Source organism: Exiguobacterium sp. RIT341 (assembly GCF_000632205.1).
Classification (GTDB): domain Bacteria; phylum Bacillota; class Bacilli; order Exiguobacteriales; family Exiguobacteriaceae; genus Exiguobacterium_A.
The window spans coordinates 1,229,027-1,255,223 of sequence record NZ_JFYW01000001.1; the positions used below are offsets into that span (position 1 = coordinate 1,229,027).

Annotated in this window: 29 protein-coding genes; 12 read left to right on the forward strand and 17 right to left on the reverse strand. The window is 46.3% G+C overall.

Annotated elements, in window-relative coordinates:
* Positions 1–21: 21 nt before the first annotated feature.
* Complete coding sequence (locus BW42_RS06475) at positions 22–843, reverse strand: LysR family transcriptional regulator (protein ID WP_035408665.1); 822 nt, start codon at positions 841–843, stop codon at positions 22–24.
* A 107-nt stretch (positions 844–950) separates the two neighbouring features.
* Here BW42_RS06475 and BW42_RS06480 point away from each other — a divergent pair, with 107 nt between their 5' ends.
* Positions 951–2,189 carry a purine/pyrimidine permease gene (locus BW42_RS06480; RefSeq protein ID WP_035408666.1) on the forward strand — a complete coding sequence of 413 codons (1,239 nt, stop codon included), beginning with the start codon at positions 951–953 and terminating at the stop codon, positions 2,187–2,189.
* Between the two features lie 247 nt (positions 2,190–2,436).
* Here the strand turns inward: BW42_RS06480 and BW42_RS16295 are convergent, their stop codons facing one another.
* The 5 genes from BW42_RS16295 to BW42_RS06500 form a co-directional block, all read right to left on the reverse strand.
* Entirely contained in the window at positions 2,437–2,598 is a 162-nt protein-coding gene (locus tag BW42_RS16295; RefSeq protein ID WP_155960163.1) for a hypothetical protein, read from the reverse strand.
* Positions 2,599–2,653: 55 nt separating this feature from the next.
* On the reverse strand, positions 2,654–2,962 hold the full coding sequence (locus BW42_RS16015) for a hypothetical protein (protein WP_052019060.1): 309 nt from the start codon (positions 2,960–2,962) through the stop codon (positions 2,654–2,656).
* Positions 2,963–3,182: 220 nt separating this feature from the next.
* Complete coding sequence (locus tag BW42_RS06490; RefSeq protein ID WP_035408668.1) at positions 3,183–4,271, reverse strand: MBL fold metallo-hydrolase; 1,089 nt, start codon at positions 4,269–4,271, stop codon at positions 3,183–3,185.
* Between the two features lie 119 nt (positions 4,272–4,390).
* Positions 4,391–4,852: a general stress protein gene (locus BW42_RS06495; RefSeq protein ID WP_035408671.1), complete on the reverse strand. Its 462-nt coding sequence runs from the start codon at positions 4,850–4,852 to the stop codon at positions 4,391–4,393.
* A gap of 125 nt (positions 4,853–4,977) precedes the next feature.
* On the reverse strand, positions 4,978–6,558 hold the full coding sequence (locus BW42_RS06500; RefSeq protein WP_035408673.1) for a peptide chain release factor 3: 1,581 nt from the start codon (positions 6,556–6,558) through the stop codon (positions 4,978–4,980).
* A 402-nt stretch (positions 6,559–6,960) separates the two neighbouring features.
* Between BW42_RS06500 and BW42_RS06505 the strand changes: the two genes are divergently transcribed.
* Positions 6,961–8,205, forward strand: coding sequence for an MFS transporter (locus BW42_RS06505; protein WP_023467788.1), 1,245 nt, complete (start codon positions 6,961–6,963; stop codon positions 8,203–8,205).
* A 57-nt stretch (positions 8,206–8,262) separates the two neighbouring features.
* On the opposite strand, the gene BW42_RS06510 is transcribed toward BW42_RS06505, so the two are convergent.
* Positions 8,263–9,060: a hypothetical protein gene (locus BW42_RS06510; protein ID WP_035408676.1), complete on the reverse strand. Its 798-nt coding sequence runs from the start codon at positions 9,058–9,060 to the stop codon at positions 8,263–8,265.
* Between the two features lie 140 nt (positions 9,061–9,200).
* Here BW42_RS06510 and BW42_RS06515 point away from each other — a divergent pair, with 140 nt between their 5' ends.
* From BW42_RS06515 to BW42_RS06525, 3 genes are all read left to right on the forward strand, one after another.
* The gene (locus BW42_RS06515; protein ID WP_035408678.1) at positions 9,201–9,641 is read left to right on the forward strand and encodes an Rrf2 family transcriptional regulator; all 441 of its coding nucleotides are present in this window, start codon (positions 9,201–9,203) and stop codon (positions 9,639–9,641) included.
* 92 nt (positions 9,642–9,733) lie between these two features.
* Complete coding sequence (locus BW42_RS06520; protein WP_035408681.1) at positions 9,734–10,747, forward strand: hypothetical protein; 1,014 nt, start codon at positions 9,734–9,736, stop codon at positions 10,745–10,747.
* A gap of 26 nt (positions 10,748–10,773) precedes the next feature.
* A complete protein-coding gene (locus tag BW42_RS06525; RefSeq protein WP_052019061.1) occupies positions 10,774–12,078 on the forward strand; it encodes an LD-carboxypeptidase in 1,305 nt (434 codons plus the stop codon).
* Between the two features lie 43 nt (positions 12,079–12,121).
* On the opposite strand, the gene BW42_RS06530 is transcribed toward BW42_RS06525, so the two are convergent.
* Positions 12,122–12,445, reverse strand: coding sequence for a hypothetical protein (locus BW42_RS06530; RefSeq protein ID WP_023467783.1), 324 nt, complete (start codon positions 12,443–12,445; stop codon positions 12,122–12,124).
* 91 nt (positions 12,446–12,536) lie between these two features.
* Between BW42_RS06530 and BW42_RS06535 the strand changes: the two genes are divergently transcribed.
* Positions 12,537–12,962 (forward strand): DUF2621 family protein, encoded by a 426-nt coding sequence (locus BW42_RS06535; protein ID WP_035408684.1) that lies wholly within the window; start codon positions 12,537–12,539, stop codon positions 12,960–12,962.
* Positions 12,963–13,004: 42 nt separating this feature from the next.
* On the opposite strand, the gene BW42_RS06540 is transcribed toward BW42_RS06535, so the two are convergent.
* Positions 13,005–13,484 carry a CcdC family protein gene (locus BW42_RS06540; protein ID WP_035408686.1) on the reverse strand — a complete coding sequence of 160 codons (480 nt, stop codon included), beginning with the start codon at positions 13,482–13,484 and terminating at the stop codon, positions 13,005–13,007.
* Between the two features lie 16 nt (positions 13,485–13,500).
* Positions 13,501–14,199, reverse strand: coding sequence for a cytochrome c biogenesis CcdA family protein (locus BW42_RS06545; protein WP_035408688.1), 699 nt, complete (start codon positions 14,197–14,199; stop codon positions 13,501–13,503).
* 220 nt (positions 14,200–14,419) lie between these two features.
* Here BW42_RS06545 and BW42_RS06550 point away from each other — a divergent pair, with 220 nt between their 5' ends.
* The 3 genes from BW42_RS06550 to BW42_RS06560 all read left to right on the forward strand — a co-directional run bounded on the left by BW42_RS06550 (position 14,420) and on the right by BW42_RS06560 (position 16,314).
* On the forward strand, positions 14,420–14,614 hold the full coding sequence (locus tag BW42_RS06550) for an aspartyl-phosphate phosphatase Spo0E family protein (protein WP_023467779.1): 195 nt from the start codon (positions 14,420–14,422) through the stop codon (positions 14,612–14,614).
* Positions 14,615–14,687: 73 nt separating this feature from the next.
* Positions 14,688–15,107, forward strand: a complete 420-nt coding sequence (locus BW42_RS06555) for a hypothetical protein (RefSeq protein WP_035408690.1) — start codon at positions 14,688–14,690, stop codon at positions 15,105–15,107.
* A gap of 304 nt (positions 15,108–15,411) precedes the next feature.
* Positions 15,412–16,314 (forward strand): SH3 domain-containing protein, encoded by a 903-nt coding sequence (locus BW42_RS06560; protein WP_035408692.1) that lies wholly within the window; start codon positions 15,412–15,414, stop codon positions 16,312–16,314.
* Between the two features lie 59 nt (positions 16,315–16,373).
* On the opposite strand, the gene BW42_RS06565 is transcribed toward BW42_RS06560, so the two are convergent.
* The 7 genes from BW42_RS06565 to BW42_RS06595 form a co-directional block, all read right to left on the reverse strand.
* Positions 16,374–18,137, reverse strand: coding sequence for an ABC transporter ATP-binding protein (locus BW42_RS06565; protein WP_035408695.1), 1,764 nt, complete (start codon positions 18,135–18,137; stop codon positions 16,374–16,376).
* Positions 18,134–19,885: an ABC transporter transmembrane domain-containing protein gene (locus BW42_RS06570; RefSeq protein ID WP_035408699.1), complete on the reverse strand. Its 1,752-nt coding sequence runs from the start codon at positions 19,883–19,885 to the stop codon at positions 18,134–18,136. Before BW42_RS06570 ends, BW42_RS06565 begins: the two co-directional genes overlap by 4 nt.
* A gap of 120 nt (positions 19,886–20,005) precedes the next feature.
* A complete protein-coding gene (locus BW42_RS06575; protein ID WP_012370001.1) occupies positions 20,006–20,236 on the reverse strand; it encodes a YneF family protein in 231 nt (76 codons plus the stop codon).
* A 123-nt stretch (positions 20,237–20,359) separates the two neighbouring features.
* Positions 20,360–22,348: a transketolase gene (gene tkt, locus BW42_RS06580; RefSeq protein ID WP_035408701.1), complete on the reverse strand. Its 1,989-nt coding sequence runs from the start codon at positions 22,346–22,348 to the stop codon at positions 20,360–20,362.
* Positions 22,349–22,626: 278 nt separating this feature from the next.
* Positions 22,627–22,863: a DUF896 domain-containing protein gene (locus tag BW42_RS06585; protein ID WP_035398122.1), complete on the reverse strand. Its 237-nt coding sequence runs from the start codon at positions 22,861–22,863 to the stop codon at positions 22,627–22,629.
* Positions 22,864–22,976: 113 nt separating this feature from the next.
* Positions 22,977–23,630, reverse strand: a complete 654-nt coding sequence (locus BW42_RS06590; RefSeq protein ID WP_035408704.1) for a recombinase family protein — start codon at positions 23,628–23,630, stop codon at positions 22,977–22,979.
* 45 nt (positions 23,631–23,675) lie between these two features.
* Positions 23,676–23,963, reverse strand: coding sequence for a hypothetical protein (locus tag BW42_RS06595; protein ID WP_023467771.1), 288 nt, complete (start codon positions 23,961–23,963; stop codon positions 23,676–23,678).
* Between the two features lie 211 nt (positions 23,964–24,174).
* Here BW42_RS06595 and lexA point away from each other — a divergent pair, with 211 nt between their 5' ends.
* The 3 genes from lexA to BW42_RS06610 all read left to right on the forward strand — a co-directional run bounded on the left by lexA (position 24,175) and on the right by BW42_RS06610 (position 26,179).
* Complete coding sequence (lexA, locus tag BW42_RS06600; protein WP_023467770.1) at positions 24,175–24,789, forward strand: transcriptional repressor LexA; 615 nt, start codon at positions 24,175–24,177, stop codon at positions 24,787–24,789.
* A 31-nt stretch (positions 24,790–24,820) separates the two neighbouring features.
* Positions 24,821–25,291 (forward strand): metal-binding protein, encoded by a 471-nt coding sequence (locus BW42_RS06605; protein ID WP_035408706.1) that lies wholly within the window; start codon positions 24,821–24,823, stop codon positions 25,289–25,291.
* Positions 25,292–25,477: 186 nt separating this feature from the next.
* A complete protein-coding gene (locus BW42_RS06610; RefSeq protein ID WP_035408708.1) occupies positions 25,478–26,179 on the forward strand; it encodes an MIP/aquaporin family protein in 702 nt (233 codons plus the stop codon).
* The last annotated feature ends 18 nt before the right edge of the window (positions 26,180–26,197 follow it).

Below are 26,197 nucleotides of genomic sequence, written 5' to 3' on the forward strand. Positions count from 1 at the left end.
GTTCCTTTCTTATCCATTTAATTATTTTGCTGTTTCTTGCATGATTTCAATGAATTGTTTCGTCAGTGTCGTCGGTCCCGTCTCCGTCAACCAGACAAAGGCTGTCGTACTCGCGGCACCTGACAGGTATGTCTGATGCAGTCCTGCCGTGTCCAGTTCCCGCAACGTACTCTCCGGCAATACGGTCACAGCCTTCCCCTTCCGAACGAGTCCGATTAGCGTCAAGACGTCAGAACACGTCTCTTGCGATACGACACCAAGCCGTTGACTTAATGTCTGAAAGACACCAAGTCCTTCCTGACTTGGAATGATGAGATCCGCTGTCGGATGATCAGGATGCCAGACTTGATGAAACGGTTCTTCCTCCATCCATTCAATCGAGACGCCTTGCGCATCAATCGGCAGACGGACCAACGCTGCATCAAGCGACCGCTCTTTTAACCGTTCGATGAGCGCACTCGATTCTCCTTGGTGGACTTGTAAGATAATACCAGGATGTCGTCGTTTCATCTGTTCGATCCAGTCAACAAGCCGACTGGCTGATAACGTGTTGACACCAATCCGCAAAATTCCTGTTCGTCCGGCTTCGATGTCGCTTAATTCCATTCGTGTCTCCTGCTCAAACTGTAGCAATGAAACCGCCCTTTCATATAAGCGGTTGCCGCTTGGTGTGATCCGGATTCCGCGCCCTGCCCGCTCGATTAGACGAACGCTTAACTCTTCTTCCATTCGTCGGATTTGTTGCGTCAAGGCAGGTTGTGCCATTCTTAAGCGCTCCGCTGCTCGTGTGACAGATTGTTCCTCGACGACCGCACAAAAATAGCGGTACTGACGTAAATCCATACTCATCATCTCTTTCATATGTTTTCATGTATAAAGATATATGAATCATAACATCAATCATATGCTATGATGCAGGAATATCTTCAGTTTAAGAAAGGAGCTTTTTCATGAAACAAACGACTTCTACTTTCCAGTGGATCGTCTTCTTACTTGCGAACACGATTGCCTTACCGATCGTCGTCGCTAGTCTGTTCGACCTCTCCTCAGTCGAAACAGCTGCCCTTGTCCAACGGTCGTTCTTTGTAGGCGGGATTGCCTGTTTCCTACACGGCGCTTTCGGCCACCGGCTTCCAATCGTATCGGGACCTGCCGGATCATGGGTCAGTATCTTCGTCGTCATCGCCGCACTACCGGTCGATTCAAAAACAGCCTTTACGATTGCGATGGCAGCCGTTGTAATTGCCGGTATCGTCCTTATCATTCTCGGTTTGACAGGATGGACGAAATACTTATTACCCGTCTTCACACCGCTCGTCAGCGGAACGTTTTTGCTTTTATTATGTATTCAATTAACAGGCGTCATGCTTGGTGCCGTCCTCGCCGTCGAAGCAACACGTCTCGCTGGTATCATCACGTTCTTACTTGTGCTCGGACTCAGCCAATTCGGACCGAGTCGCTTACGTCCGTTCGCCTTGATGATCGGAATTCTCGTCGGTTGGCTCGTCAGCCGTCCGTCACTTCCTACGTCGTCTAGTTTGTTTGCACCACCGCAAGCGTTACCGTTCGGATGGCCACAGTTTGACGGCAGTGCATTCCTTGTCGCGATTCCGTTCGCGATCTTGCTCGTCGTCAATTTGATCGCTGCCTTAAGCGCCGTCGAAGCAACGCTTCAAAAACAAGGACGTCTGCACCAAGGCTTGTCGATCGAAGGTGTCATTCATTTACTCGCTGCTACGTTCTCGACGCTCGTTCCCGTGCCATTACCCATCACGAGTGGATTCATCGCACAAACGGGAAGCCGGAAACGTCGCCCGTTCTTGATTGCCTCACTCGTCATCGCACTGATTGGTTTCTTCCCAAGCTTGATCGGGATCATAGCAACATTGCCGCGGAGCGTCGCGAGTGCAGCGTTGCTTGCGACATTGCCGCATATGTTTTTAATTGCCTGGCAGTCAGCGGAAAGTAACATGGAGAACAGCCGTCGTCGCCATGCGTTTGCAATCAGTGCCGTCATCGGCATCAGTATTTTGTTGCAATCGACCGTCATCGCTGAAGTCCTGCCTTTGACGCTTCGTCCGTTTCTCAGTAATGGATTGCTCGTCGGAACGATGCTTGTGCTCGGTTTCGAAATTGTCGAAAAGGTTCGTTCACGTCGTGCAAAACAAGCGGATCGATTGGCGAGCTGATTTAAATGGTAGTCAATCTTGATGACGGACGATTTCGTTATCCTCGCTTTCCTCAGGCGGGAAGTAAGCCGCGGCATCTCGCATTCCATGCAATACTGCCGGGTCTTCCCTTTCCCTGACGGAAGCGTTAATCGCGCTCCCTTTTCCTGTAAGAGTCGAGGATGAACGTCTCATCCAAAATCATTCAAACAGCAAGGGAGTTCGATTCCGAAGTACATTTCAGTTATCGAGCTCCCTTGCTGTTTACTTATTTAATTCGAATGACACGATCATCTATCAATTCCGTCCTTCCACCGTCATCGATTATTAAAAATACTTCCTTAGCGTTAAAGGTTGTCGCTTGAATATATTCTCTCACTTTATCTTGAAGACGATAGTCATGATGTTCTGGAATTTGTTCTAGTTCCATGATGTGAATACTAAAAACTAAACTTACATCACTGTAATTTTTTGTAGCTTTTTTATCAATGTTTTTTGGTTTCTTCTAAAAAGTGTTTCCGTCTCTCTTCTAATGTATCCAAACTGCTTAAACGAGTTCTCCATATACCCTTTTCATTTAAGGATTTTGCAATTTCAACTTCTCTCGGACCATCTATATAAGATGTAAATTCGAGTTTTTCGATTAAACCGTCTTCTAATTTCATCAATGCATCATATCCTTGGTTCCCAATGATAATCTTAATTTGAGCATTTTCAGGAAAATAAACTGATTTCGAAAAAATATAAGCTGGAATGTATTCCTCGATGAACTCTTTAAACCTTCCTTTTTTCAATCTGATTAACTCAGTGATCTGACGATTTTTACTAACTTCTTCTTTTTATGTAGTTATAGTATTCATCCATCTGTTTTTTATTTCGAAAACTTGATAAGTCATCTAGCACTTTGAAGTATTCTTGCAATCTTCTCACTCCTTTATTAGATATAATAAAGAACGCGATTGTTAAACCGCGCTCTTTCATAAAAACTTGTGAATTAGATTGGAAATCAACTATTCAACGCACTTCCCGCCACCATTTTCGTGTCGTGCTCTCGGGTGTCACACTCTCCCCAATCATTGGTGTCAGAACAGGAATCTCATCGCGTTTTGCTTCCTTGAGCAACCGTTCGACCGGTTCGAACCAGGCATGAAACGCGAGGATAAATGCAGACCAGTGAATCGGCATCAAGACGCGACCTTTGACATCACGATGTGCTTGAACTGTTTGTTCCGGTAACATATGCGAGTTGGACCAACGGACATCATACTGCCCACATTCCATCATCGTCAGATCAAACGGACCATATTGTTCACCAATTGCTTTGAAATGCGGACCATACCCACTATCGCCACTAAAGAAAACTTTTTGCGAGCCTTCGATGACCCATGATGCCCATAGCGTCGAAAATTGATCAAAACCATTTCGTCCTGAATAATGACGAGATGGGGCTGCCGTCAGTTTAACACCACCAACTTGCGTCGACTCATGCCAGTCGAGTTCCGTGATCCGGTCCGCTGAGACGCCCCATCCACGGAGACGACTCCCGACACCGAGCGGCACGATGAAGCGACCGACTCGATTTTTTAAGGCAAGGACGGATGGATAGTCCAGATGATCATAATGGTCGTGTGAATAGACGACGACATCAATCAACGGAAGGCGTTCAAGATCAACTTTCTGTGTCGTTTGAAACCGTCCCCCTCCCAGTTTCGGGAATGGCGACGGTGCGCGACCGAGCATCGGATCAAAAAAAATCGTTTGTCCATCGAGTTCAAGTAAAAACGCCGAATGTCCGAACCATGTCACACGTGGTGCCTCACTATCGTCTTGCCGTCGCTGATATGGAAGCGTCGGCAGCGCTTTGACAGGACGCAGATTTGGAATGTTTCGTCCGTAGTCCTTTAAGATGCTTTTCATCGAGTCCCATTCCATTTTCAACTGGAAGTCCATCTCATTTTTGAATTTCCCGTCAACAAAACGATCTGATCGTTCAAAACTCAGTCGTTCCGCACGGCTTGGTCGATTTCCGAACACCGGGTATCGGTTGATGAACCAGGCAGTCGCGAGACCAATGCCTGCCAAAGCTGTCACTATTTTTTTCATGTCTTATCACCTCTTCGATGCTCTCAGTATAGCACCACGATTCCTCACATATCTTGCCCAGCGACTTCGGATACGAAAAAAAGTGAAGATCACCAATATGGCGTCTTCACTTCTAGGTATTAGTCGAGATCGTCGGCTTTCCATTTCGCCCGGTCGCTCTTCTCACCTTCCTCACGGTGATTGGATTCATAGGCGTTGTTCCCTGGATTTTCGACTTTATTATCGTCGTACCGATGATCGTGGTCATGGTTATGATGATGCTCATGGTCATGATGGTGATCGTGGTCATGATCTCGATCCTTGACGAACAGTGCAAGACCACCTCGCTCGACTTCCGCGTAATGCCGTTCTGCCTCATCATCCGAATGTCCGACACGTTTTAACGTCTCACGGAGCGGTGGTTCTTTAGAGAACGTTGATTTGACTTGATCAATCCAACTCGCACCTGATGCTTCTTCTGCTGCATCATCTCGACCGACGACAGAAAAGTCCGAATCATGATGTCCTTGCTGTTTCAATTCTTCAATTTTTCGTTCCAGACTCGATTGATCCTGATAAATCCCAACAAACCGTTTCGCCATCACATGACACCGTCCTTTTTCATATGAATTCAAACACGCTCTATTTTTACCCTTGTTCGATTGTCATCAAACGAGATTTCCAGAACGAAAAAACGGACCACTTCGAAAAGTAGTCCGTGAAAACATTAAAGTTGTTGCGGTGAATCGACCAATGTGATCGTTCCTTCGTTTTTCTGAACGAATCGCTCGTAGACGAAATCATTCGCAAATAACAGAACGGCATTCTCCCAGCGGTCATAGACGAGAACCGTCCGTGAATCCGTCAATTGTTTGACAGCAGCGACTTCTGCTGGCTTGATCCACTTGGCGACTTGGAAGTTCGCGGCATCCTTCAAGATGTCAACGCCATACTCACCTTTGAGCCGGTGCTCGAAGACTTCGAATTGGAGTTGTCCGATCGCTCCGAGGATGATTTCGTTGTATTCCGTTTTGTAGACCTGGATCGCACCTTCTTGTGCAAGCTGTTCGACACCTTTTTGGAACTGTTTCGACTTCAAGGCGTTTTTCGTGTAGACCTTCAGGAAGAGTTCTGGTGCGAACGTCGGGAGTGCTTCATATTGTAACGATGGATCGCCATTCGTGATCGTATCACCGATTTGATAGTTGCCTGAGTCATATAACCCGATGACATCTCCTGCGAACGCTTCGTTGACCGTTTCACGCTCATCCGCCATGAATTGAGTCGATTGCGACAGCTTCATCTTCTTGCCTGTCCGTGTCAGGACGACGTCCATCCCACGATCGAACTTACCTGTACAGATCCGGACGAACGCAATCCGGTCGCGGTGGTTTGGGTTCATGTTCGCTTGAATCTTGAAGACGAAACCACTGAAGAAGTCTTGCGCCGGCTCGACTTTTCCTTTGTTTGACTCACGTGGTGTCGGTGAAGGAGACAAGTTCAAGTAATGTTCAAGAAGTGGTGTGACACCGAAATCGACGAGTGCTGATCCGAAGAAGACCGGAGTCAGTTCACCTTTTGCGATCAATTCTTCATCGTATTCGTTACCTGCGCCGTCGAGTAAGTCGACTTCATCCATCAACGTCTCGTACATTTCCGAGTTGATCGTCGTCGCGAGTTCTTCGTTCGCGAGACCTTCCTCGCCGAGTTCGATCGTCTTACGATCGTTCTTGAAACAATGGAATTGTCCTTTGACGCGGTCGTAGACCCCTTCGAACTGTTGACCTGAACCAGCTGGCCATGTCACAGCAACCGACGGGATGCCGAGGACTTCTTCGAGTTCTTCCATCAATTCGAGTGGGTCACGCGCTTGACGGTCCATCTTGTTGATGAACGTAAAGATCGGAATCCCGCGCATCCGACAGACTTGGAACAGTTTCTTCGTTTGTGACTCGATCCCTTTCGCCGCATCGATGACCATAATTGCTGAGTCAACAGCCGTCAGGATGCGGTACGTATCTTCACCGAAGTCCGAGTGACCTGGTGTATCCATGATGGAAACGATTTTTTTATCATATTCGAATTGCATGACCGAAGACGTAACAGAGATTCCCCGTTGTTTTTCAATTTCCATCCAGTCCGATTTCGCGAATTTCGAGTTTTTCCGTGCCTTGACAGAACCTGCCTCACGGATCGCACCTCCGTGTAGGAGGAATTTTTCAGTTAGTGTCGTCTTACCCGCATCCGGGTGGGAAATGATGCCGAAAATCCGACGCTTTTCGACTTCCGTTTGTAGAATATTTGTCATGTATGGTAGTTCCTTTCACCGATATATTCAAAAGTCCGATCAATCTTTTTCGCAACTAGTCTATCATACCGAATTTTCAAGGTCTCGTCCATTTCACTTCATTGACTTAATTTTCAGATTTAAAGTTGACAATTCATCACTATCTTCTTTACGATGACTAGGAAGTTCACTATTACAGAAGGAGGAGACGTACAATGGTATTCCATCAAGCCCGGACATCTGTCCACACTGTCTTTGTATCGGCTACAACTGTACGTCACCCAATCGTTTAATTTTTAATTAAGCAGGGTGTGCGTATGCGTATACGTACATGCTGCCCTCTTATATTTGGACGGGTATGCCCATATTTGTGCGTATCCGTCTTTTCTATTGTCTAAAAACGGAATATAAGGGGTTTTCACTATGTTTAATGCACTCAAACAGCTTGATCGCAACATCTGGATCCGGTTCGTCGGGGAAACGATCACCGGAATCATGATGTTCATGATTGCACCATTTTTAGTTCTCTATTACGCGGATCGACTCGATTCCTACTTCCTAGTCGGCGTCATCATGGCGACTGGACCGATCATGTCACTCGTCGGCGCCGTTCTCGGTGGCCACTTCGCTGATAAATTCGGTCGAAAACCACTGATGGTTCTCTCGATCATCGGTGACGTCATCGCGCTAATCGGTTTCTCGTTCGCCGATTCATTCGGACCGCTGCTCGCTTTGAACGCGTTGCTCGGTTTATCGAGTTCACTGTTCCATCCGGCAGCAAGCGCGATGGTCGCTGACGTCACACCACCAGAACGCCTGAATGAATCGTTCGGTCTGCTTCGGATGGGACATAATGTCGGCGCAGCGTTCGGACCACTTCTCGGAAGTGCTGTCCTGTTCGTCGATCGTTCGCTCATCTTCTACTCCGCTGCCTTCGTCTTTTTCCTATATGGACTCGTTCTTTACTTCTTCATCGAAGAAACGAAACCGGAGTATATCGAAAAGACAGACGAAGTCAAAGTATCACCGCTCACTGTATTGCGGAAGGATCACGTCTTTTTAATCTTCATCGGTGCGGGTGTCTTCATTTCGATGGGGTTTGCCCTCGTCGAAAGTATGTTACCGGTCTTCTTGAAAGAAGCACTGCCAGGATTACCGACGAAACAAAATCCTTTTCCTTACTTGATGGCACTCAACGGAATCATGGTCGTCTTATTCCAGTTCCCGATTGCTGCTCGCTTGTCAGGGAAGGCATTCGGAAAAGTCATGTTGCTTGGTGCCTCGATCTTCGGAATCGGCATGATTTTCCTCGCATTCGTGCCGTCTTACCTGTTCTCACTCGGAACGAGTTATGTCGTGCTCGTGACAGTATTGCTTGCGATTTATGCATTCTATACACTCGGTGAGATGATCATGTCCCCTGTGCAGATGACATTCATTGCCTTAATTGCCCCGGAACATCTCCGCGGAACGTACAACGGTGCTGCGAGTCTTCAGTGGTTGATCGGTGGCGTCACCGCCCCACTTCTCGGATCCTTATTCCTTGATACCGGAAAAGGTGATTTTGCTCTCGGATTCGTCGGACTGCTCTGCTGTGTATCAGGTGGGGTCTATCTCGCACTCGATCGTTCGATTCAACGAGCGAAACGTTTAACGAAATCAGCCTAAAAAAAGCGATGTGTCATGCTCCGACTTCTGTCAGAACCTGTCACATCGCTTTTCTCGTTAAGATGGTAATTGATTTGCCGCTACGAACGGACCGAACAGGACCGGTAGCGGATCGAGTCGTTGCTGGATGTCTGCAATGAAGTTCGTCGATCCACTGACGAAGACGATCGGATCATTCGCTGTGATCATCGTCAGGAATTCCTGCATCTGCTGTTCCCATCCTTCTTGACGAATGTGGTGGACGATCATGCCTTTCGTCGTCAAGGAGAGGACATTTGCTAACATTCGTTCTGCCAGTTCTTCAGCTGAGACATGTAATAAGGTCGTTTTCCGACCGCTCAAGAGAGCATGCCTTGCTTCATCAATGACGGCTCCTAGATGATGTTCTTCTGCGATCAATAAGATATCTTGTTGCCGCCAATTTTCAGCACGGCGGTATTTACAAAAATGCCGACATGTATCGACGAGTTGATGGTGAACAATTGCCCATGCTTGAAGTAAAGGTGCATTTTCTTTAAGGTCATATTCGATTTGAATAGCTTGAAGAATTTCACGACTGATAATATCCGGGTACGTCAACAGAAACGATTTCGTTTGATCGATTTCATTCAGTAAAATCAATTTAAACAGTTCACTCGATTCATGCTGGTTTGTAATCTGATTCAATAATTGACTCAGGCGTAAAATCCGCAGTGCCCGAGTTCCGTCCTGAGCTCCCGCTTCTCGAAGCGCGCGCAATTCTTCTTCGTACGTCGCCTCGAGCGAGTCATAGAAGCGCGTCGCGATCCGCAATCCCTTTTGCTCCATCGATGGACCGAGCTGTTGCAAAAGGTGTAATGCCTGATCGAAATGCATAATTTAACCTACCTTTCACCATCCATTATGCGTGAATCCACTCTCAAAAACAATCTCTAAAATGCATCTTATTTTTTGCACATTGAAAGTTGTAAATGCTTGCGTCCCCCCCTAGTATGTGTGTTAAGTAGGTGATGAAAATGCGCATGACACGTTATACGGATTACGCGATTCGGTCCCTGCTGTTCGCAGCAGCCAATCCCGATCGTTTAGTCCGAATCCAGGAAGTAGCGGATTGTTACGACATTTCTAAGAATCATTTGATGAAAGTAGTCTATCGTTTGGGACAGAGTGGTCTAATTGATTCTGTCCGTGGTCGTGGAGGTGGTTTCCGCTTAGCAGGTCCTCCGGATGCAATTCATATCGGTGACGTCGTACAACTGTTTGAACCAACCGTTCATTTTCTCGATCCGCAAGAAGGCATTCACGAGGTCCCTTCGCTTAATCCGGCACGTGATGCTTTCGATGATGCCATTGCGGCGTTCCATCAAGTACTCAATAGTTACACAGTACATGATTTGCTACATCCGACAGCTAATACTCATCCCCAAATACTTGAAATGATTCCGAACCGCAATTGAGCGGGTTCGGAATCTTTTTTTATTCCGTCCTCGCTCAATTGCGATTTCTTAAAACGCTCGTGGTATACTTATATAAGAAAGGAGGGGTACAGATGAACCCTCAAGAAGAACTCCATCTTTTATATCTTCGCTTAAAGGAAGAAGAACCCTCCGTTACACGCGGTGAGGCCTTATGGGCCATCTTTGAGGAAACAGCTGATGATTCACTCCGCTTCCTCTCCTTATGGACGTTTTCACAAAATCAATTTGACCTAGGACACTTCCGGTCATTTCTCGTGTCCTTCACACTCTTAATGGAATGGATCCGAAAAGACGAGATGACACTGACTCCAAAACAAGAACTTGATTTGTACTGGAACTATAAGTCCTATTTGATCTATATGGCAGAACAAGAAGACGTGACGGTATCGCTTCTCGAAGAAGATCTTGACCGCTTCATCGATTTTTGTGACGCGCATGGATTCGCGCGCACACGCGACTATATTAGCTTCATGGTTTACAGCAAGCTTGGTGACGAGGAGCAAGCCGATCACTATTTATCGGAATGGGTCGACGCACCAAGCGACGAACTCAGTGATTGCCCATCCTGTGAAGCCTTCAGCCGGATGACGTATGCAATCGAACGTGGATTCGAAGATCGCGCCTTACTTCTTTATGCGGCACTGCGACATGAACGCGGTTGTTCACGGATGCCAGATCAGGCTCATCCATACATCCTGCCATTATTCCTTAGTCGCAAAAAAGAGCGTTTTGATTGGAGCGAACGCTTGATTGAAGAAGTCAAACGTGGCGAAACACTCTTTACCGGTGGCGATGAGCCCTATCATTTATATGCGAAGATGTATTACGACACAAACTATACCTGGTTGATGGAAGAGAAAAAACAATTGATTCCATTCTTAACCGATCGTGGATATCTCCAGTTCCTACTCGCTCACTATGCATTTGCCCATCGACAATCCCTTGGTGAGGAAGCGTCGTATCTCGCAGCGCTCCGGACGAACTTATATGAAATCGCTCAATCTCTTGATCGTCGGATCGAAGGTGCCTTCTACTTGAACCTCGTCGAGCGTGAACTGAAACGGATCACCCAGTTCGTTGCTTAAATCTTATTCGTAAAGGAAGTGTCTTCATGTTAGATCATGTCCAACTCGCTATGCCGAAAAACGAAGAAGATCGCGCCCGTGCATTTTATGCCGGGCTTTTACATATGAAGGAAGTCGATAAACCTGCTGGTGTTCAAAAAAGTGGTGGTGTCTGGTTTAAAGAACACGGTACAGCGCTTCACCTCGGCATCGAGGATCCATTCTCTCCTGCTAAAAAAGCGCATCCTGGATTGACTGTCGCTACATTTGAAGAAATGAGTGATCGCTTGCAAGCCGCAGGTTATCCCGTTGAGCATGATACACGACTTGCTCCGCGCCGTCGTTTCTTTACAGCGGACCCATTCGGTAACCGATTGGAAATCATCTCCGCTCATCTTCCGACCTTAACGCCGAAGAAGCTGACAGATGGTTCACATATCCGCCTAGTCGCCCCCGCTTCGAGCCTCTCGACAGTCGAGCTGAGGATCATTGACGATGCAATCGAGACACTCGAATCATTCGGATTACGCGTCTCAATCAGTCAACATGCGCGTGCTGTCAATCCGTTCGGCTCCAGTGATCCCGAGTTACGCGTTGCAGATCTCCACGCCGCGTTTGCTGATCCGAACGTCGATGCGATCCTTTGCGTTCGCGGTGGGTTCAGTACGAATGAACTCGTCGATTTACTCGATTATGAACTGATTCGGACGCATCCGAAGATTCTTTGTGGCTTCTCTGATATCACGGCGCTCAGTCACGCCATTTTGACGAATACAGGTTTAGTGACATACTCTGGACCAATGTTACGGGCTTTCCGTGATCGTGACGCCTATACGATTGATTATTTCAAACAAGTCTTATTCGGAACGGACCCGGTTACAATCAAGCCGTCGATTCATTGGCGGGATTCGGATCGCGGACATGTCATCACGTTACCGAACAAAGGACCGATACTCTTATCTCCGGGACAAGAGAGCGGTCGTCTGATTGGTGGAAATCTTTGCACCTTGAACCTCCTTCAAGGCACGTCGCACTTCCCTGATTTGCGGGATACAATCTTGTTCCTTGAAGACGATTACGAAGTCCACCCAGCGACGTTCGCCCGTGATTTTGCCTCTTTGATGGCGCAACCAGGCGCCGAGGCAATTCGTGGGCTCGTCTTTGGGCGGTTCCAACTCGCGACGAAGATGACGGAAGAACATCTGCGCTACTTGATTTCACTTTACCCATCACTAAAACAGATCCCGGTCCTTGCGAATGTCGATTTTGGACATACGAGTCCTTTATTTACGTTCCCGATCGGTGGACAGGTTGACCTTCATGACGAGGTCATCCGACTTCATATTTCTTAAATATCAAAAGAAGGAGACGCGGCAATCCGCATCTCCTTCTTTTTTAATAGTCGAGCAATCTCGAAGCGTCGATTTGACGTTTCGACCCATCCGCGAACATCTCGAGTGTCGCAAAAATCTGGTCATTTGCCCATTCATAGTGAAGTAATGTGAAGTCTTCGAGTGTCGAGACCGTCTTGAACGTTTTCCCGACCGTAAACGCACGCTTCCGGCTCGCATCTTCTGCCGGAACGGTGACGAAGATGACTGTGATCTCCTCACCCTTTGTATCATAATAGAATTCAACGATCCGACCGTCCGCTGTTTCAGGTAAGACACCTTTACGGGGCTGTCCGGTCTCGTCCAATTGTACATATGGTTGCAGCATTTTTTCGCCTCACTTTCTCCGTCATTCATCATAGCACGTCCACCTGATTTATGCTAATCTATATTTGATGTGAAAGGGGGATGAGTCGCGCATGGAATGGTTCATGAACGGGATTCTGCTCTGGGGCTTTATCATGATTACACTCATGGCAATCGGCGGGTTTTTCATGTTCCGGAAGTTCCTTAAGAAGTTGCCGAAAGAAGACGGTAAATCGATGATGGACTGGGAAGATGAGTACATCGACAAGACACGACACCTTTGGACGGATGAGACAATGGAGTTATTGAACGCTCTCGTCATGCCGGTCCCATCGGCATTTCGTGATGTCGCACGCCGCAAGATTGCCGGGCGGATCGGACAGTTCGCACTCGAGGAACGGGCGACAGAGATGACATCTGAACTGGTCGTCAAAGGGTATATTTCTGCGACGCCGAAACGCGATCATAAATTCTTGAAAAAAGCTTTGACGGAGCACGCCATCGACTGGCGAGACTACGCATTATATTTCCAAAATTGAAGGATGCACGAAAAAACCGCCGAAGTCACCTTCAGCGGTTTTTTATTGGGGTAAATGTGCTACAGACACGGTGCCCGATTTCACCTTTTTGTATTTGAGATACATCGCGAAGCGCCACGGGGCAATCATACCGAAGGCGACGAGATAAAAGATCCCACCTGTCTCGAAGATGTCGATTTGCCCTCCGATAAAGAATTTCGCAATCGTCCGAATGAATAAGATGCCGAATAAGACGATGAAAAACGCTTTCGAACGTTGCAGATAAATCTGCCCTTCCGCTTCATAAAAATTGGATGTCTTGATCAAAAAGATACTGAAGATGGCTCCAATGAGCAATGCTTCTGCTACCTCCGTCCATGTCAGACGGGAAGCTGGGTATAGAAACTGTAGCATTCCCGTTGACATCGCAAACGGTGGGATCAAGATTTTTTTAGCGTTCGTCGGTTTTGCTGATGCCTTCACGCGAATAAAGCTGATCAGCAAACCCATGACGAGCGCTACCCCAGTTGATATCCAAATCATCCGATCACTTCCTTGATTAAAATCCTGTGAATCCGACGATGTCACTCATCCATGCCGCGAATTTACTGAGACCGTCAAAATACAGCATGACACCGAAGACCATCATCAAAGCTCCACCGAATTTCGTTAATTTCAGACTATACTGCACGAACAGACGCGAACGACCTACGAAAAATGCCATTAATAAGAAAGGAATCGAGAACCCAAGGACGTACGCGAGCATGTAGAACATACCTTGGCTCGGATTGGTCGCAGCTAATCCGATGACTCCTGCGAGAATCGGACCTGTACATGGTGTCCAACCAGCCGCAAAACCGATTCCGACGAGTACCGTTCCGACGTATCCCCCTTTTCGTTCCCCAAGATTCAGTTTCTTTTCACGCATCAAGAATGTCGGTTGCCATAACCCGACGAGAACGACACCGAACACGAAGATGACGAGTGCCCCGACCATCCGTAACGTATCCCGATATGTGATAAAGACATCTGCGAACAAGGATGTCGAGAGTCCGAGCACAGCGAAGACCATCGCAAATCCAACGAGGAAAGCTAACGTGTGAAACAGGGATCGCCTTTCCCGTACCCCTCGTTCCTTCAAATCCGTGACCGACACTCCTGTAATATAGGAGAGAAATACAGGATACAGCGGCAACGTACACGGAGAGACGAATGATAACAAACCGGCTCCGAACGCTAACCACAATGAGAGCTCCATATGAGCATCCCCTTTCTTTACTACTATAGAAGAAGTTCCTTCTCTATTTTGCCAAACTCCTCTGCATTTAGCACCTATTATCTCATAGAAAGTTGCAAAAGATTCGTGTCCGCCAAAATTACAAAAAAATTACATTTCGTCAATTTTACTGAAATCTCGTTGCACCTAGTAAATGGACTTGCTAGAATATGGATACGACACCAATGTAAGGGAGACCGCTATGACGACACAACAACTATTGACGTTAGCCATTGAAGCCAAACGTAGCGAATTATATCATCAAGCTGACCAGTCCAGCTTCACCTCCCCGCGTGTTTTGCAACTTAGCCATGAACTCGACGTCCTACTTTTAGAATATTCACGGACGGTCCAAAACTATACCATTCACGGTTCAAACGAACCGCTCTTATCCTAATGCACGATCCAGTCAGCATTCGAGTGCGAATGCTGACTTTTTTATGACTTCTTATTTCTGATGGAGGTGTTTTATGTCTGCTCTTACGTTCTTAGCTAGTTCCCGTCCCTTTTATGTACCTGACGATCTTCCTCGATTATACGTAGATGAAGTCGAACCGCTTGAATATGTCTCCTTGAAGCAAGGACGATTCACGATGTCTTACCTTTATACGATTGATGGTGCTGATCAATGGGAGTTCATGATTTACTTAGAGCGTTATATGGAAGAAGGAGATGTCCTCGAATTACTCTACATTGAAAATCAAAATGACAGCATGCATGACCATCTACCGTCCGCTCCACTAGTAGAGCCGATTGACATCAATATTCAACAACGAACATACCAAACGATTCACGGCACGTTTCAGCTTTCCGCTAACGATTGGATGCAGGAATTGTACCATCGTTCCTATCTGACAGCGTTTGGTGTGACGACGATCGTCAAGTATTGATCTGCATATCACCTATTTCACTTTTTCATCACTAGACGATAAAAGGATGACATAGTTTCTATATTTAAGTCTTTTTCCTTTTAAATTGTTCGAATATTTCATCGAAAGTAAGTCAAAAGACCTATAAATGTCTATTTTTCATAATTAGTATGTCCTACCGATGACAAAAACCGTTCTTTTGCAATCTTCTTGTCATACAAGCTCAGTTTGTAACTCGAATGACATTGACCTGTAAACGCACAAGTCAGATTTGCCGTGTAAAGTAGGAACAGTAAACACAGCATATGTCAGGAGGACATCAATAATGAAAAAAGCAGTTTTCGCTGCCGGTCTTGCAGCAACAGCTCTATCAGTAGGATTTGCCCAAGAGACAGAGGCTGCCTCAGAAACGGTAACAGTAAATACACCAGTACTCAACGTACGCACAGCACCTACAACTGCATCAGCAGACGTAGGCAATGTATATAAAGGTCAAACATTAAATGTCGAAGGACGTTCTGGCGCATGGATCCAAACACACATTAACGGTCAAAAACGTTATGTCCATGGCGCGTATACGTCTGCAGCAGGCTCATTCGACTTTAAAAAAGCTACAGTTACTACGGCAGTATTAAATGTCCGCACACAACCAACGACAAGCTCGAAAGATGTCGGTAACCTCTACAAAGGTGAAAAAGTCAACGTAGAAGGTAAAGTTGGTGCATGGATCAAAACAACAATCGACGGTAAAACACGCTATGTACACAGTGCATATACAACACTCGGTAGCGTAGCGAAAGCACCAGCAGCTCAACCAGCTGCGAAGCCAGCGGCTCAACCGGCTGCGAAGCCAGCACCAAAAGCAGCAGCTCAACCAGCAACTGCAACAAAACAATCAACACCTGCAAAATCAGGTACAAAAGTGACGATGAACGTCAGTGCTTACACGAACGACCCATCTAACAATGGTAGCCAACTCTACAATGGTCGTGCGTTGACAGCAAGCGGTTATGACGTTACAAATACGATCACGTACAATGGTATGCGTATCGTAGCAGCTTCTTCGCAATATCCAATCGGTACACGTATGCACATCGAAGGCATTGGTGAAGCAATCGTACTCGACCGTGGTGGCGCAATCCAAGGTAACCGTCTTGATCTTCTCGTTGGTTCACAACAAGAAGCACTCAACTGGGGTCGCCAAAACGTCACAGTTACAGTCTACTAATCAAAATAAACAACCTGCCGGGCGAGATCTCCTGGCAGGCTTTTTTTATAGCTATTTTTTTAAGAGACCGTGACATGACCAGATTGCAGTTGATACATCTTCTTATACAGTCCATCTTGCGCGATCAATTCTTGATGGTTACCTTGCTCGATCACTTCCCCTTGATGCAATACAAGAATCAAATCAGCATCTTGAATCGTTGATAATCGGTGGGCAATGGCAATCGTCGTCCGACCCTCGCGCATCCGTTCGAGCGCCACTTGGACTTTTTCTTCCGTTTCCGTATCAATCGAACTTGTCGCTTCATCGAGAATCAGGATTTTCGGATCCCGTGCCATTGTGCGTGCGAAGGAAATCAACTGACGTTCTCCAGCGGAGAATGTCGCACCCCGCTCGGCGACGGGACTGTCATATTGCTGATCGAGTTGATTGATGAATCCGTCGGCTTGAACGAACTGCGCGGCCGCTTCAACACGATCAAAGGAAATCGAACTGTCGAACAATCGAATGTTATCCGCGACCGTACCCGTAAACAAAAATGAATCCTGCAGGACGAGTCCGACATGCTTCCGAAGTTCTTCCTCCGATAACTGCTCGAGCGGTTGACCATCGATCAAAATCCGACCCGATTGGTAAGCGTAAAATCGCATCAGGATGTTGATGATCGAACTTTTTCCGCTTCCCGTATGACCAACGAGGGCAATCGTCTGTCCTTTTTTCGCCTCGAATGAAATTCCTTTCAAAACATCTTTCTCTCCATCATAACTAAAGCGAACATCTTCAAAGACGATATGTCCTTCCGACACACGTGCATCCCCTTCGAGCTGTTTCGTTGGTTCCGGTTCATCCGTATCGAGCACCTTGAATACACGGTCTGCCGAGACGACAGCTTGTTGGAACTCAGACAATTGTTGCATGATTTGCTGAACCGGTTGGAAAATTCGCTCCATGTAACTGATGAAAGCGTAAACGACACCGACTTGGACTGTTTGCGAGAATGATAAGACACCAAAGTACGTCACAAGTGTCGCAATCGAAATCGCCAGTAACAATTCGATGATGGGTCGTAGTAACCAGCTATCAAGCTTTAAGTTCTTGTAACGACCGTTTTGATGAGCGACGTTCGTCTCTTCGAATTCTGCCATTAGACGCTTTTCTTGGCGGAACTGCTGGATGATCGCCATCCCGTTGATCGATTCATTCAGTTGGGCATTGATTTTCGACAGTAAATCGCGGACTTCCGCGTAATACTTCGTCGAATACTTCCGGTAAATCCAAATGATGAAATAAAACAGTGGTAACAACAATAACGCAATCGTCGCGAGTCGCGGTTCTAACAGATAGAGGAAGATATATGTCCCAATCAACTGGACACCGCTTTGCACGAATGTCGATAAGACACCGATGTAAAGTTCTTTAATCGCTTCCGTATCGTTCGTGATCCGGGAGACGAGTACCCCAGCAGGCGTTCGATCAAAATAAGCGAGTCGTAAGTGCATGACGTGTCGGAAAACATCGATACGCAAGCGTTGAATGACTTGTAAGGCAATCTTTTGGAACTCAAATGCTTGCAAGTAATCGACGATGATCCCTGTCGTATGCAATAACAAGTACGCCGTAAACAAAAGTGCAACTTCCTTTACCGGATACGTACCCGGTGCGACATATTCATCGATAAAAATCTTGACGAGATACGGTCCCCCGAGTTTTGCCGCTGTCGTTATGAACAGCAGGATGAAAGCGATGCTGACTTGCTTTTTGAACGGTTTGACGAAATCAAGCAATCGTTTCAGGACGGCTTTTTCATTGATATCATGATTCATTCAGAACGCCCTCCTTGTTCAACAAGTGATTCTAGTTGCTGGCGATCGTACGTCTCTTTATACCAACCGTCATGAGCGAGTAATTGCTCATGTGTTCCTCGCTCGATGATCCGACCGTCTTCAAGGACGATGATCTCATCGGTATGCGACACAGCCGATAATCGGTGGGCAACGATGATTTGCGCTTGATCGTGATCCGCCGTACGGAAGTGGTGGATGATCGCTTCTTCGGTTTTCGCATCGACCGCAGACAAGGCATCATCGAGTACTAAAATCGGACAGTCTGCTAGTAACGCCCGGGCAATCGAGATCCGTTGTTTTTGACCACCAGATAACGTGACACCTCGTTCCCCAACCATCGTCGCGTATCCTTCCTTAAAGCCGAGAATGTCCTCATGGACTGCTGCGATACGTGCCACTTCCATGATGTCTTCCATTGATGCATCTGGTTTTGCAAAGGCGATATTATCAGCAATCGAAGCAGAGAACAGGAAATGATCCTGCGGAACGATCGCTACTTGACGACGGACGGTATCTCGTGTCAATTGTTTGATATCTCGTCCGCCAATCGTGATTGCGCCTTGTTTAACGTCATATTCACGCGATAACAAACGAACGAATGTCGATTTCCCAGCACCCGTCTTTCCGACGATCCCAAGCGATTTCCCAGGCTTCAACGTCACATCGATCTCTTGAAGGACCGGTTGCGTGTCATAGATGAATCGTTTAATCCCGACATGAAGTTCTGGTGACGAGACACTCGTTGCTGCTTCCTTCGCATCTTTAATTTCTGGTTCGATCGCAAGCATCCGTTCGATCCGGTCATAGGAAGCACGACCCCGTTCAACGATGTTGAACAACCAACCGAAGGCGAGCATTGGCCACGTCAATAAACCAAGATATGTAGTGAAGGAAACGATATCACCAATCCGGATTTCGCCTTGTCGTAACAAGTAGGCGCCATAGCCGACCGCGATGATATACGATAGACCGACTAATCCAAAAATCGTCGGATCAAACAGTGCATCAATTTTCGCCACACGACGATTCTTTTGAACAACGTCATCAGACAGATCGGTAAACGTCTGCACGTCGGATTCGACTTCCCCTGTTGCTTTTAAGACACGGACACCACTGATGCTCTCCGCGACCTTATCGTTCAAATCAGAGAACGCTTCTTGCGCGTCATGAAAACGGGAATGTAACATCTTACCGTAGCGTGACGTCAAATAGACCATCAGTGGCATTGGCAAAAGTGACACGAGCGTTAATTTCCAGCTGATCGTCGTGACCATTGTGATGATGACAAAGCTCCCCATTGTCACCGAGTCGACGAGCGTTAGAATGCCGGCTCCCGCTGTCATCGAAACAGCTTGTACGTCGTTTGTCGCATGTGCCATCAAATCTCCGCTGCGATATTTCTTATAGAACGATTGATCCAAATCTGAAAAATGACCATACAGTTGACTGCGTAACAATCGCCCGAGGCGAATCGATGCACCGAAAATGTGAAAACGCCAAAAATAACGAATGAAATACGTCGCGACCCCGATGAGTAACAATGTACCAGCTAGACGAATCAAATCATTCTTCGTCAAGCTTCCTTCACTCAGACCATTGACTGTCGTTCCGATGACCTTCGGTGGAATAAGTTCTAACCCTGCTACAAAAATCAAACAGATGACCCCAAGACTATACGCTTTCCATTCTCGTCGGAAAAACCAACCGAGTTTCCTGAAGACTCCCATTCAAGTCTCCCCCCTTTTTTAAATCCTATGATTATTTGAAATAGTCTCACATTTTAGATTAGTTCTCTTTCTAAAAAATAGCAAATAAAAAGGAGACCGTTTGGTCCCCTTTCGTACAGCTTATTTTTTAGGTGATTTCATTGAACCACTCATTGAACGCATCACTTGGTTGACTTTCTTTTGTGATGGCTTTTGACCCATTTGCATCATCAATGTCTTAATCATATCTTCGTTGATTGGTGGGTTTTGCTCCAAGTAGTTCATCATGTATCGACGAGCGATATAGAAACCAAGGGCGACACCTGCTACCAAGCAAAGAAGGGCAATTAAAATCCAAATCCATGTAGCCAAGTTGCTTCCTCCTCTAACTTAAAACGTCGCTTTTTACTATACTATAATTCCAATTGTTTGCATAGATGATAATAGATGAAAAACGAGTCCGACGTAAGATCGGACCCGTTTTTCCGGAAATGATTATCCGAGTTGCTTGACAGTCGCTAAAACGTTCTCAACAGACATGCCGTATTCTTTCAAGAGGAAGTCTCCAGGAGCAGATGCGCCGAAACGATCGATTCCGATGACTTGTCCTTCTGTTCCTACATATTTGTACCAACCGAGTGAAGCCCCTGCTTCGATTGCTACACGTTTCGTGATGTGTTTTGGAAGAACCGATTCTTTATACTCTGCTGATTGTGCTTCGAATACTTCCCATGATGGAAGTGAAACGACAGCTGCTGATTCACCAAGTTCTTTTTGTGCTTCGACAAGAAGGTGAACTTCTGAACCAGTACCGAGCAAGAGTGTATCAGCTTTCGTAACGTCACCAGCGATGACATAACCACCTTTTTCAGCACCCTCTGTCGTCGTACCTTCAAGTTCAGGAAGACCTTGACGTGTCAAGACGAGGAGTGTCGGTTTATCTTTTGCTTGAACTGCTGTTTTCCATGCTGCGATCGTCTCTTTTCCGTCTGCTGGACGGTAGATCGTGACGTTCGGCATTGCACGGAAGCTCATCAAGTGTTCGACTGGCTCGTGTGTTGGACCATCTTCACCGACAGCGATCGAGTCGTGCGTCAAGACGAAGATTGATGGAAGTCCCATTAATGCAGCAAGACGAACCGCTGGACGGAGGTAATCCGAGAAGACAAAGAATGTCGCGCCGTAAGGAATGACGCCGCCGTGAAGTGCCATACCGTTGACAGCTGCTGCCATTGCGAATTCACGTACCCCGAACCAAATGTTGCGACCGCTTGGATCGATATCAAAGTCTGCTTCGCCTTTAAGCATCGTGTTGTTTGATCCTGCAAGGTCAGCTGAACCACCGAACAATGTCGGAACGTTCTTCGCGAGACCATTCAAGACTTCACCGCTTGTTTGACGCGTTGCTTTTTTCGACGACAAGTCGTATGTCGGAAGGTCTGCTTCCCAGTTGCTTGGCAATTCGTTTGCAATCGCGCGAACGAGTTCAGCATGCAATTCTGGGTGCGCTGCTTCGTATTGTTTCATTGTCTCGTTCCATGCGTCTTCTGCAGAAGCACCACGTTGGACGATTCGCTCGTCAAACAATGATTTGACTTCTTCAGGTACGTAGAACTCTTCGTGATCCCAAATGTAGCTTGCTTTCGTCAATTTGATTTCTGCTTCACCAAGTGGTGCACCGTGAGAAGCCGACTTCCCTGATTTGTTCGGTGAACCGAAACCGATGACTGTTTTGACTTCGATCAATGTTGGTTTTGTCGTCTCTGCCTGTGCCGTCGCGATTGCTTTCGAAATCGAATCGATATCCGTTCCGTCTTCTACGCGAATGACTTGCCAGTTATACGCTTCGAAGCGCTTCTGGACGTTTTCAGAGAATGATTTGTCGAGATCGCCATCAAGTGAGATATCGTTTGAATCGTACAATACGACTAATTTTCCAAGACCAAGGTGACCTGCGAGTGAAGCCGCTTCAGCTGAGACACCTTCCATCAAGTCTCCATCTCCACAAATTCCGTATGTGAAGTGATCGACGACGTTGAGATCGTCACGGTTGTATTTTGCTTCAAGATGACGTTCTGCCATCGCCATACCAACTGCCATCGCGATCCCTTGACCAAGTGGACCCGTTGTTGCATCTACACCAGCCGTGTGACGGTATTCCGGATGACCCGGTGTTTTTGATCCCCATTGACGGAATGATTTAAGATCATCCATCGATAGATCGTATCCCGATAGGTGGAGGAGTGAGTAGAGAAGCATCGAACCGTGTCCGGCTGAAAGTACAAAACGGTCGCGGTTGAACCATTCTGGATTTTTAGGGTTGTGGTTCATATGATCCGCCCAAAGCGAGAATGCCATTGGCGCTGCTCCCATTGGCATACCTGGGTGACCCGAGTTCGCCTTTTGTACGGCATCAATCGATAAGGTACGAATCGTATTAATTGCTAATTGTTCTACTGTCGTCATGTTCGTCAAAACAATCATCCTCTCTCTTTTTCACAAATTCCTACTCATTTTAGCACACTCTTAAATGTGATACAACTTTTCTAAATAGTATGTCACATTAAAATGAATGCGCTATCTATAGCCGTTCTGTCGACTCATACAGGATGCATGAATCCATGAAAGATCACTATTAAGATGTATTGCTATCGTACAATGTTTCCTCATCTACTCACTTTAAACAAAAAAGATACTCGCTCTAAACAAAAAAGAGGTCCGCTTGACGCGAGACCTCTTTCTTCTATAAAAGAAACGAACGATTATTGTTTATTCCGTTCTTCTTCTTGTGCTTGTTTCAATTTCTCAGGTGTTACGTCCGTTCCCTCTTCATCGACGATTTTCATACCCATGAGTTGGTTTTTGAACGATCCACGGAATGCTGCGAGATACGCTGCACGTAATTCTTTTTGCTCTGCCGTTTCCGCTTCCGATAACGGCTCAACTTTTGATTTATTCGCTAATGCATTAATTCGATCTAATTGTTCTTGTGATAACATGGAATCCCTCTTTCTTTATGACTCAAACTTGAGTAGTTCAATTGTATTCTTACTGTAAAAGAGCTTATAAAAAAAAGCAAGTTAACCGCGTCAGTCGACGGGTTACTTGCTTCTCATTCCGGGCTAGGTGTCAGTTCGCGGTATTCAAGATATCGACGATTGACCGTTGCTTTTGAAATATCATGCCCCATCCCCCGCAAGGTGATGGCGATATCAGAAAACGTCAATCCGAGTTCTCGAAGACGTACAATTTCTTCGATCGGTACGTCTTTTCGACTACGTCCTGCGTTCTCTCCTTGGCGATTGAGATTTCGTTCCGGGCGAAAACCTTGTTCGACTGCTCGCCGCATGCCACGGGCGATTTTTGCATTATGCAGTTTCCGTTGGTATTCTTCCACGAGTGAGACGATCTCAAGGACCATCGCTTCTGCATCCGCAAGTTGATATTCTCCATCTGAATCAAGCGTCATCAAGCGGACCCCATGTTTTTTGAATGTATGCAAAATAGCGATTTTTGCATTCCCTCGACCAATCCGTGTATCATCCGTCACGAGGACCGCATCTACCGTATCGCGTGTCACATAATCAAGAACTGTTAGCATCCCTTCCCGATCAACATCATATCCACTCTCTTTTTCAGAGACGATATCTACGACATCAAACCCCTTTTGAGACGCAACCTTCGAAAGCTCCATCCGTTGGCGTTCAATCGAACTATCTTGTGCTTCTTTTTCGGTCGATACTCGACAATAAATCACGACCTTCATCGTACCTCACATCCCTGTTCGTTCTTTCACAACTTTTCCATTTTGTCATTGTTGTGCGATTGGTACAACGATTTTGCTTTTTGAGATGACATGTTTTGTCTCAACATCATTATTTTTGATCAACCAGTTGACGTATTCCTCATCTGACATCGAACCGTCATTGTAGACTTCAGCAATTTGTTCGACTGTAGCGTTCTCATCGACCGTAACGGAAGCCGTCATCAATTGTGCTACCTTTTCATCTGGGCGTGGTGTGAGTAAAAAGATCACGAAGGCAATACTTAATGCATAGAAGAGAATAGAAAAAGCATGAGTACGAATCGTATGAATCATCATGAATCCCTCCAAATATGAAATGAATGAGTTAGAATAAACGTTCGCGGAACAATTGTTCGCATAATTCATAATAAACACAGAACCCGTGTTCGGTCAACACAAAATGTCGAACAATTGTTTGTACGCTCATTTGTTCTATGTTATAGTGAATTTAGAAACATATATTCTTACATTTCAAACTTCAATCCAGAAAGAGGTGGCAATTCGTATGCGGAAAATGTCTAAGCGCCAACAAGAGATTCTCGACTACATCGTCTCTGAAGTGAAACTGAAGGGGTATCCACCATCAGTTCGTGAAATCGGAGAAGCAGTCGGACTCGCGTCTAGCTCGACGGTACACGGTCATTTGGATCGACTCGAGAAACGGGGAATGATTCGCCGTGACCCGACGAAACCACGTGCGATTGAGATATTGCTTGATAAGCCTGAAGAAATCACGGAAGCTATCGTTCATGTTCCTGTCATCGGGAAAGTCACAGCTGGTCTTCCGATTACAGCGATTGAAAACATCGAAGAACAGTTCCCGCTCCCTGCACATTATGTAGGAAACGAAACGGTCTTCATGTTGACGATCGATGGTGAATCAATGATTAACGCAGGTATTCTTGACGGCGATCGCGTCATCGTACGCCAACAAAACACAGCAGAAAACGGAGAAATCGTCGTAGCTATGACCGAAGATAGCGAAGCGACGGTGAAACGGTTCTTCTTAGAAGATCAACAGGTACGTCTACAACCAGAAAATGACTCGATGGATCCGATGTATTTCGATAATGTCTCCATTCTTGGTAAGGTAATCGGCGTGTATCGGACGATTCATTGACGGAGGGACCAGTTACGACTGGTCTTTTTTCATGCCTTCAGGAAATGTACATGATACCGTCAATACCGTCGCACTGACGGGTTACGTTGCGTATTCGGTCGCAACGCAACAAACGGATTGGTTACCGACTGCCATCGGTATCGCTGTCGGTACGCTTTGGTTGTCACCTGACCTCGATTTAAAGTCAGAACCGTATTATCGCTTTGGACCATTTAGAGTCCTGTGGATGCCTTATGTCAAGATCATGCCCCACCGCTCGATCTGGTCACACGGATTGATCATTGGGGATGTCATCCGACTCCTTTATAGTGCTGCACTTGTGATTCCCTTATTATTTCTCAGCTTGTATTTTCAAGTCATCGCATCAGAGACCATTGATTCCTGGTTCGCTTCCCTACCCGCTTTTGTCATTGGTATCATGGTAGCTAGCACAATTCATATCCTACTAGATTATTCCAGTAGTTGGTTTCGACCTAAAAAAAGAAAAAAGCGTCGTCGTTAACACCTCTTTTGCTTGCTTGCAGGCAAGACGAGGTGTTTTCTTATCCACTTTTTCGTATCTTTAAACATTAAAATAAAAAATTTCCATTCCTATATTTCAATTATATGTATTGAAAACGTTATCAAATCGGAGTAATTTAAAGTAGAAAGACCATTATTTGCTTTAATCCAAAGGGAGGGTTTTTGCATGAATAACTTTGTATTGGAAATGATCGGTACGATGATCCTCATTCTGCTCGGGGATGGTGTCGTCGCCGGTGTCGTCTTGAGAAAGACGAAGTCCGAAAACAGCGGATGGATTGTCATCACGTTCGCTTGGGGTCTTGCCGTCATGACAGGAGCATTCGTCGCTGCTGAGAGTGGAGCGCACTTGAACCCCGCTTTAACAATTGCACTTGCTTTAAACTCTGATTTACCGTGGGCAGACGTTCCTGTCTATATTGCCGGACAACTTGTCGGAGCTTTCATCGGCGCCATTCTCGTTTGGCTTCATTACATGAAACATTTTGAAGCGACTGATGATCAAGCTGCAAAACTCGGTGTGTTCGCAACAGGTCCAGCGATTCGCCATACGCCGTCGAACTTGATTTCTGAAATCATCGGGACATTCGTTCTCGTCTTCGGTATCTTGGCGCTCGGTTTAACGACATTTGGTGACGGCTTAAAACCACTTATCGTCGGTTTACTCGTCGTCGTCATCGGTCTATCACTTGGTGGTACAACAGGATATGCCATCAACCCGGCCCGTGACCTTGGACCGCGTATCGCACATGCTATCTTACCGATTCCGAATAAAGGGTCATCTGACTGGGGCTACTCATGGATTCCAGTTGTTGGTCCAATCATCGGCGGAGCGCTTGCCGTGTTCATCTATCAATTGATCTACTAAGATCACGTTTCACAAACA

Bases quoted from the DNA above. Each gene is read 5' to 3' on its own strand.
- BW42_RS06475 (WP_035408665.1), bottom strand. From the start codon at position 843: ATGGATTTACGTCAGTACCGCTATTTTTGTGCGGTCGTCGAGGAACAA.
- BW42_RS06480 (WP_035408666.1), top strand. From the start codon at position 951: ATGAAACAAACGACTTCTACTTTCCAGTGGATCGTCTTCTTACTTGCG.
- BW42_RS16295 (WP_155960163.1), bottom strand. From the start codon at position 2,598: ATGGAACTAGAACAAATTCCAGAACATCATGACTATCGTCTTCAAGAT.
- BW42_RS06490 (WP_035408668.1), bottom strand. From the start codon at position 4,271: ATGAAAAAAATAGTGACAGCTTTGGCAGGCATTGGTCTCGCGACTGCC.
- BW42_RS06495 (WP_035408671.1), bottom strand. From the start codon at position 4,852: ATGGCGAAACGGTTTGTTGGGATTTATCAGGATCAATCGAGTCTGGAA.
- BW42_RS06500 (WP_035408673.1), bottom strand. From the start codon at position 6,558: ATGACAAATATTCTACAAACGGAAGTCGAAAAGCGTCGGATTTTCGGC.
- BW42_RS06505 (WP_023467788.1), top strand. From the start codon at position 6,961: ATGTTTAATGCACTCAAACAGCTTGATCGCAACATCTGGATCCGGTTC.
- BW42_RS06510 (WP_035408676.1), bottom strand. From the start codon at position 9,060: ATGCATTTCGATCAGGCATTACACCTTTTGCAACAGCTCGGTCCATCG.
- BW42_RS06515 (WP_035408678.1), top strand. From the start codon at position 9,201: ATGCGCATGACACGTTATACGGATTACGCGATTCGGTCCCTGCTGTTC.
- BW42_RS06520 (WP_035408681.1), top strand. From the start codon at position 9,734: ATGAACCCTCAAGAAGAACTCCATCTTTTATATCTTCGCTTAAAGGAA.
- BW42_RS06525 (WP_052019061.1), top strand. From the start codon at position 10,774: ATGTTAGATCATGTCCAACTCGCTATGCCGAAAAACGAAGAAGATCGC.
- BW42_RS06530 (WP_023467783.1), bottom strand. From the start codon at position 12,445: ATGCTGCAACCATATGTACAATTGGACGAGACCGGACAGCCCCGTAAA.
- BW42_RS06535 (WP_035408684.1), top strand. From the start codon at position 12,537: ATGGAATGGTTCATGAACGGGATTCTGCTCTGGGGCTTTATCATGATT.
- BW42_RS06540 (WP_035408686.1), bottom strand. From the start codon at position 13,484: ATGATTTGGATATCAACTGGGGTAGCGCTCGTCATGGGTTTGCTGATC.
- BW42_RS06545 (WP_035408688.1), bottom strand. From the start codon at position 14,199: ATGGAGCTCTCATTGTGGTTAGCGTTCGGAGCCGGTTTGTTATCATTC.
- BW42_RS06550 (WP_023467779.1), top strand. From the start codon at position 14,420: ATGACGACACAACAACTATTGACGTTAGCCATTGAAGCCAAACGTAGC.
- BW42_RS06555 (WP_035408690.1), top strand. From the start codon at position 14,688: ATGTCTGCTCTTACGTTCTTAGCTAGTTCCCGTCCCTTTTATGTACCT.
- BW42_RS06560 (WP_035408692.1), top strand. From the start codon at position 15,412: ATGAAAAAAGCAGTTTTCGCTGCCGGTCTTGCAGCAACAGCTCTATCA.
- BW42_RS06565 (WP_035408695.1), bottom strand. From the start codon at position 18,137: ATGAATCATGATATCAATGAAAAAGCCGTCCTGAAACGATTGCTTGAT.
- BW42_RS06570 (WP_035408699.1), bottom strand. From the start codon at position 19,885: ATGGGAGTCTTCAGGAAACTCGGTTGGTTTTTCCGACGAGAATGGAAA.
- tkt (WP_035408701.1), bottom strand. From the start codon at position 22,348: ATGATTGTTTTGACGAACATGACGACAGTAGAACAATTAGCAATTAAT.
- BW42_RS06585 (WP_035398122.1), bottom strand. From the start codon at position 22,863: ATGTTATCACAAGAACAATTAGATCGAATTAATGCATTAGCGAATAAA.
- BW42_RS06590 (WP_035408704.1), bottom strand. From the start codon at position 23,630: ATGAAGGTCGTGATTTATTGTCGAGTATCGACCGAAAAAGAAGCACAA.
- BW42_RS06595 (WP_023467771.1), bottom strand. From the start codon at position 23,963: ATGATTCATACGATTCGTACTCATGCTTTTTCTATTCTCTTCTATGCA.
- lexA (WP_023467770.1), top strand. From the start codon at position 24,175: ATGCGGAAAATGTCTAAGCGCCAACAAGAGATTCTCGACTACATCGTC.
- BW42_RS06605 (WP_035408706.1), top strand. From the start codon at position 24,821: ATGCCTTCAGGAAATGTACATGATACCGTCAATACCGTCGCACTGACG.
- BW42_RS06610 (WP_035408708.1), top strand. From the start codon at position 25,478: ATGAATAACTTTGTATTGGAAATGATCGGTACGATGATCCTCATTCTG.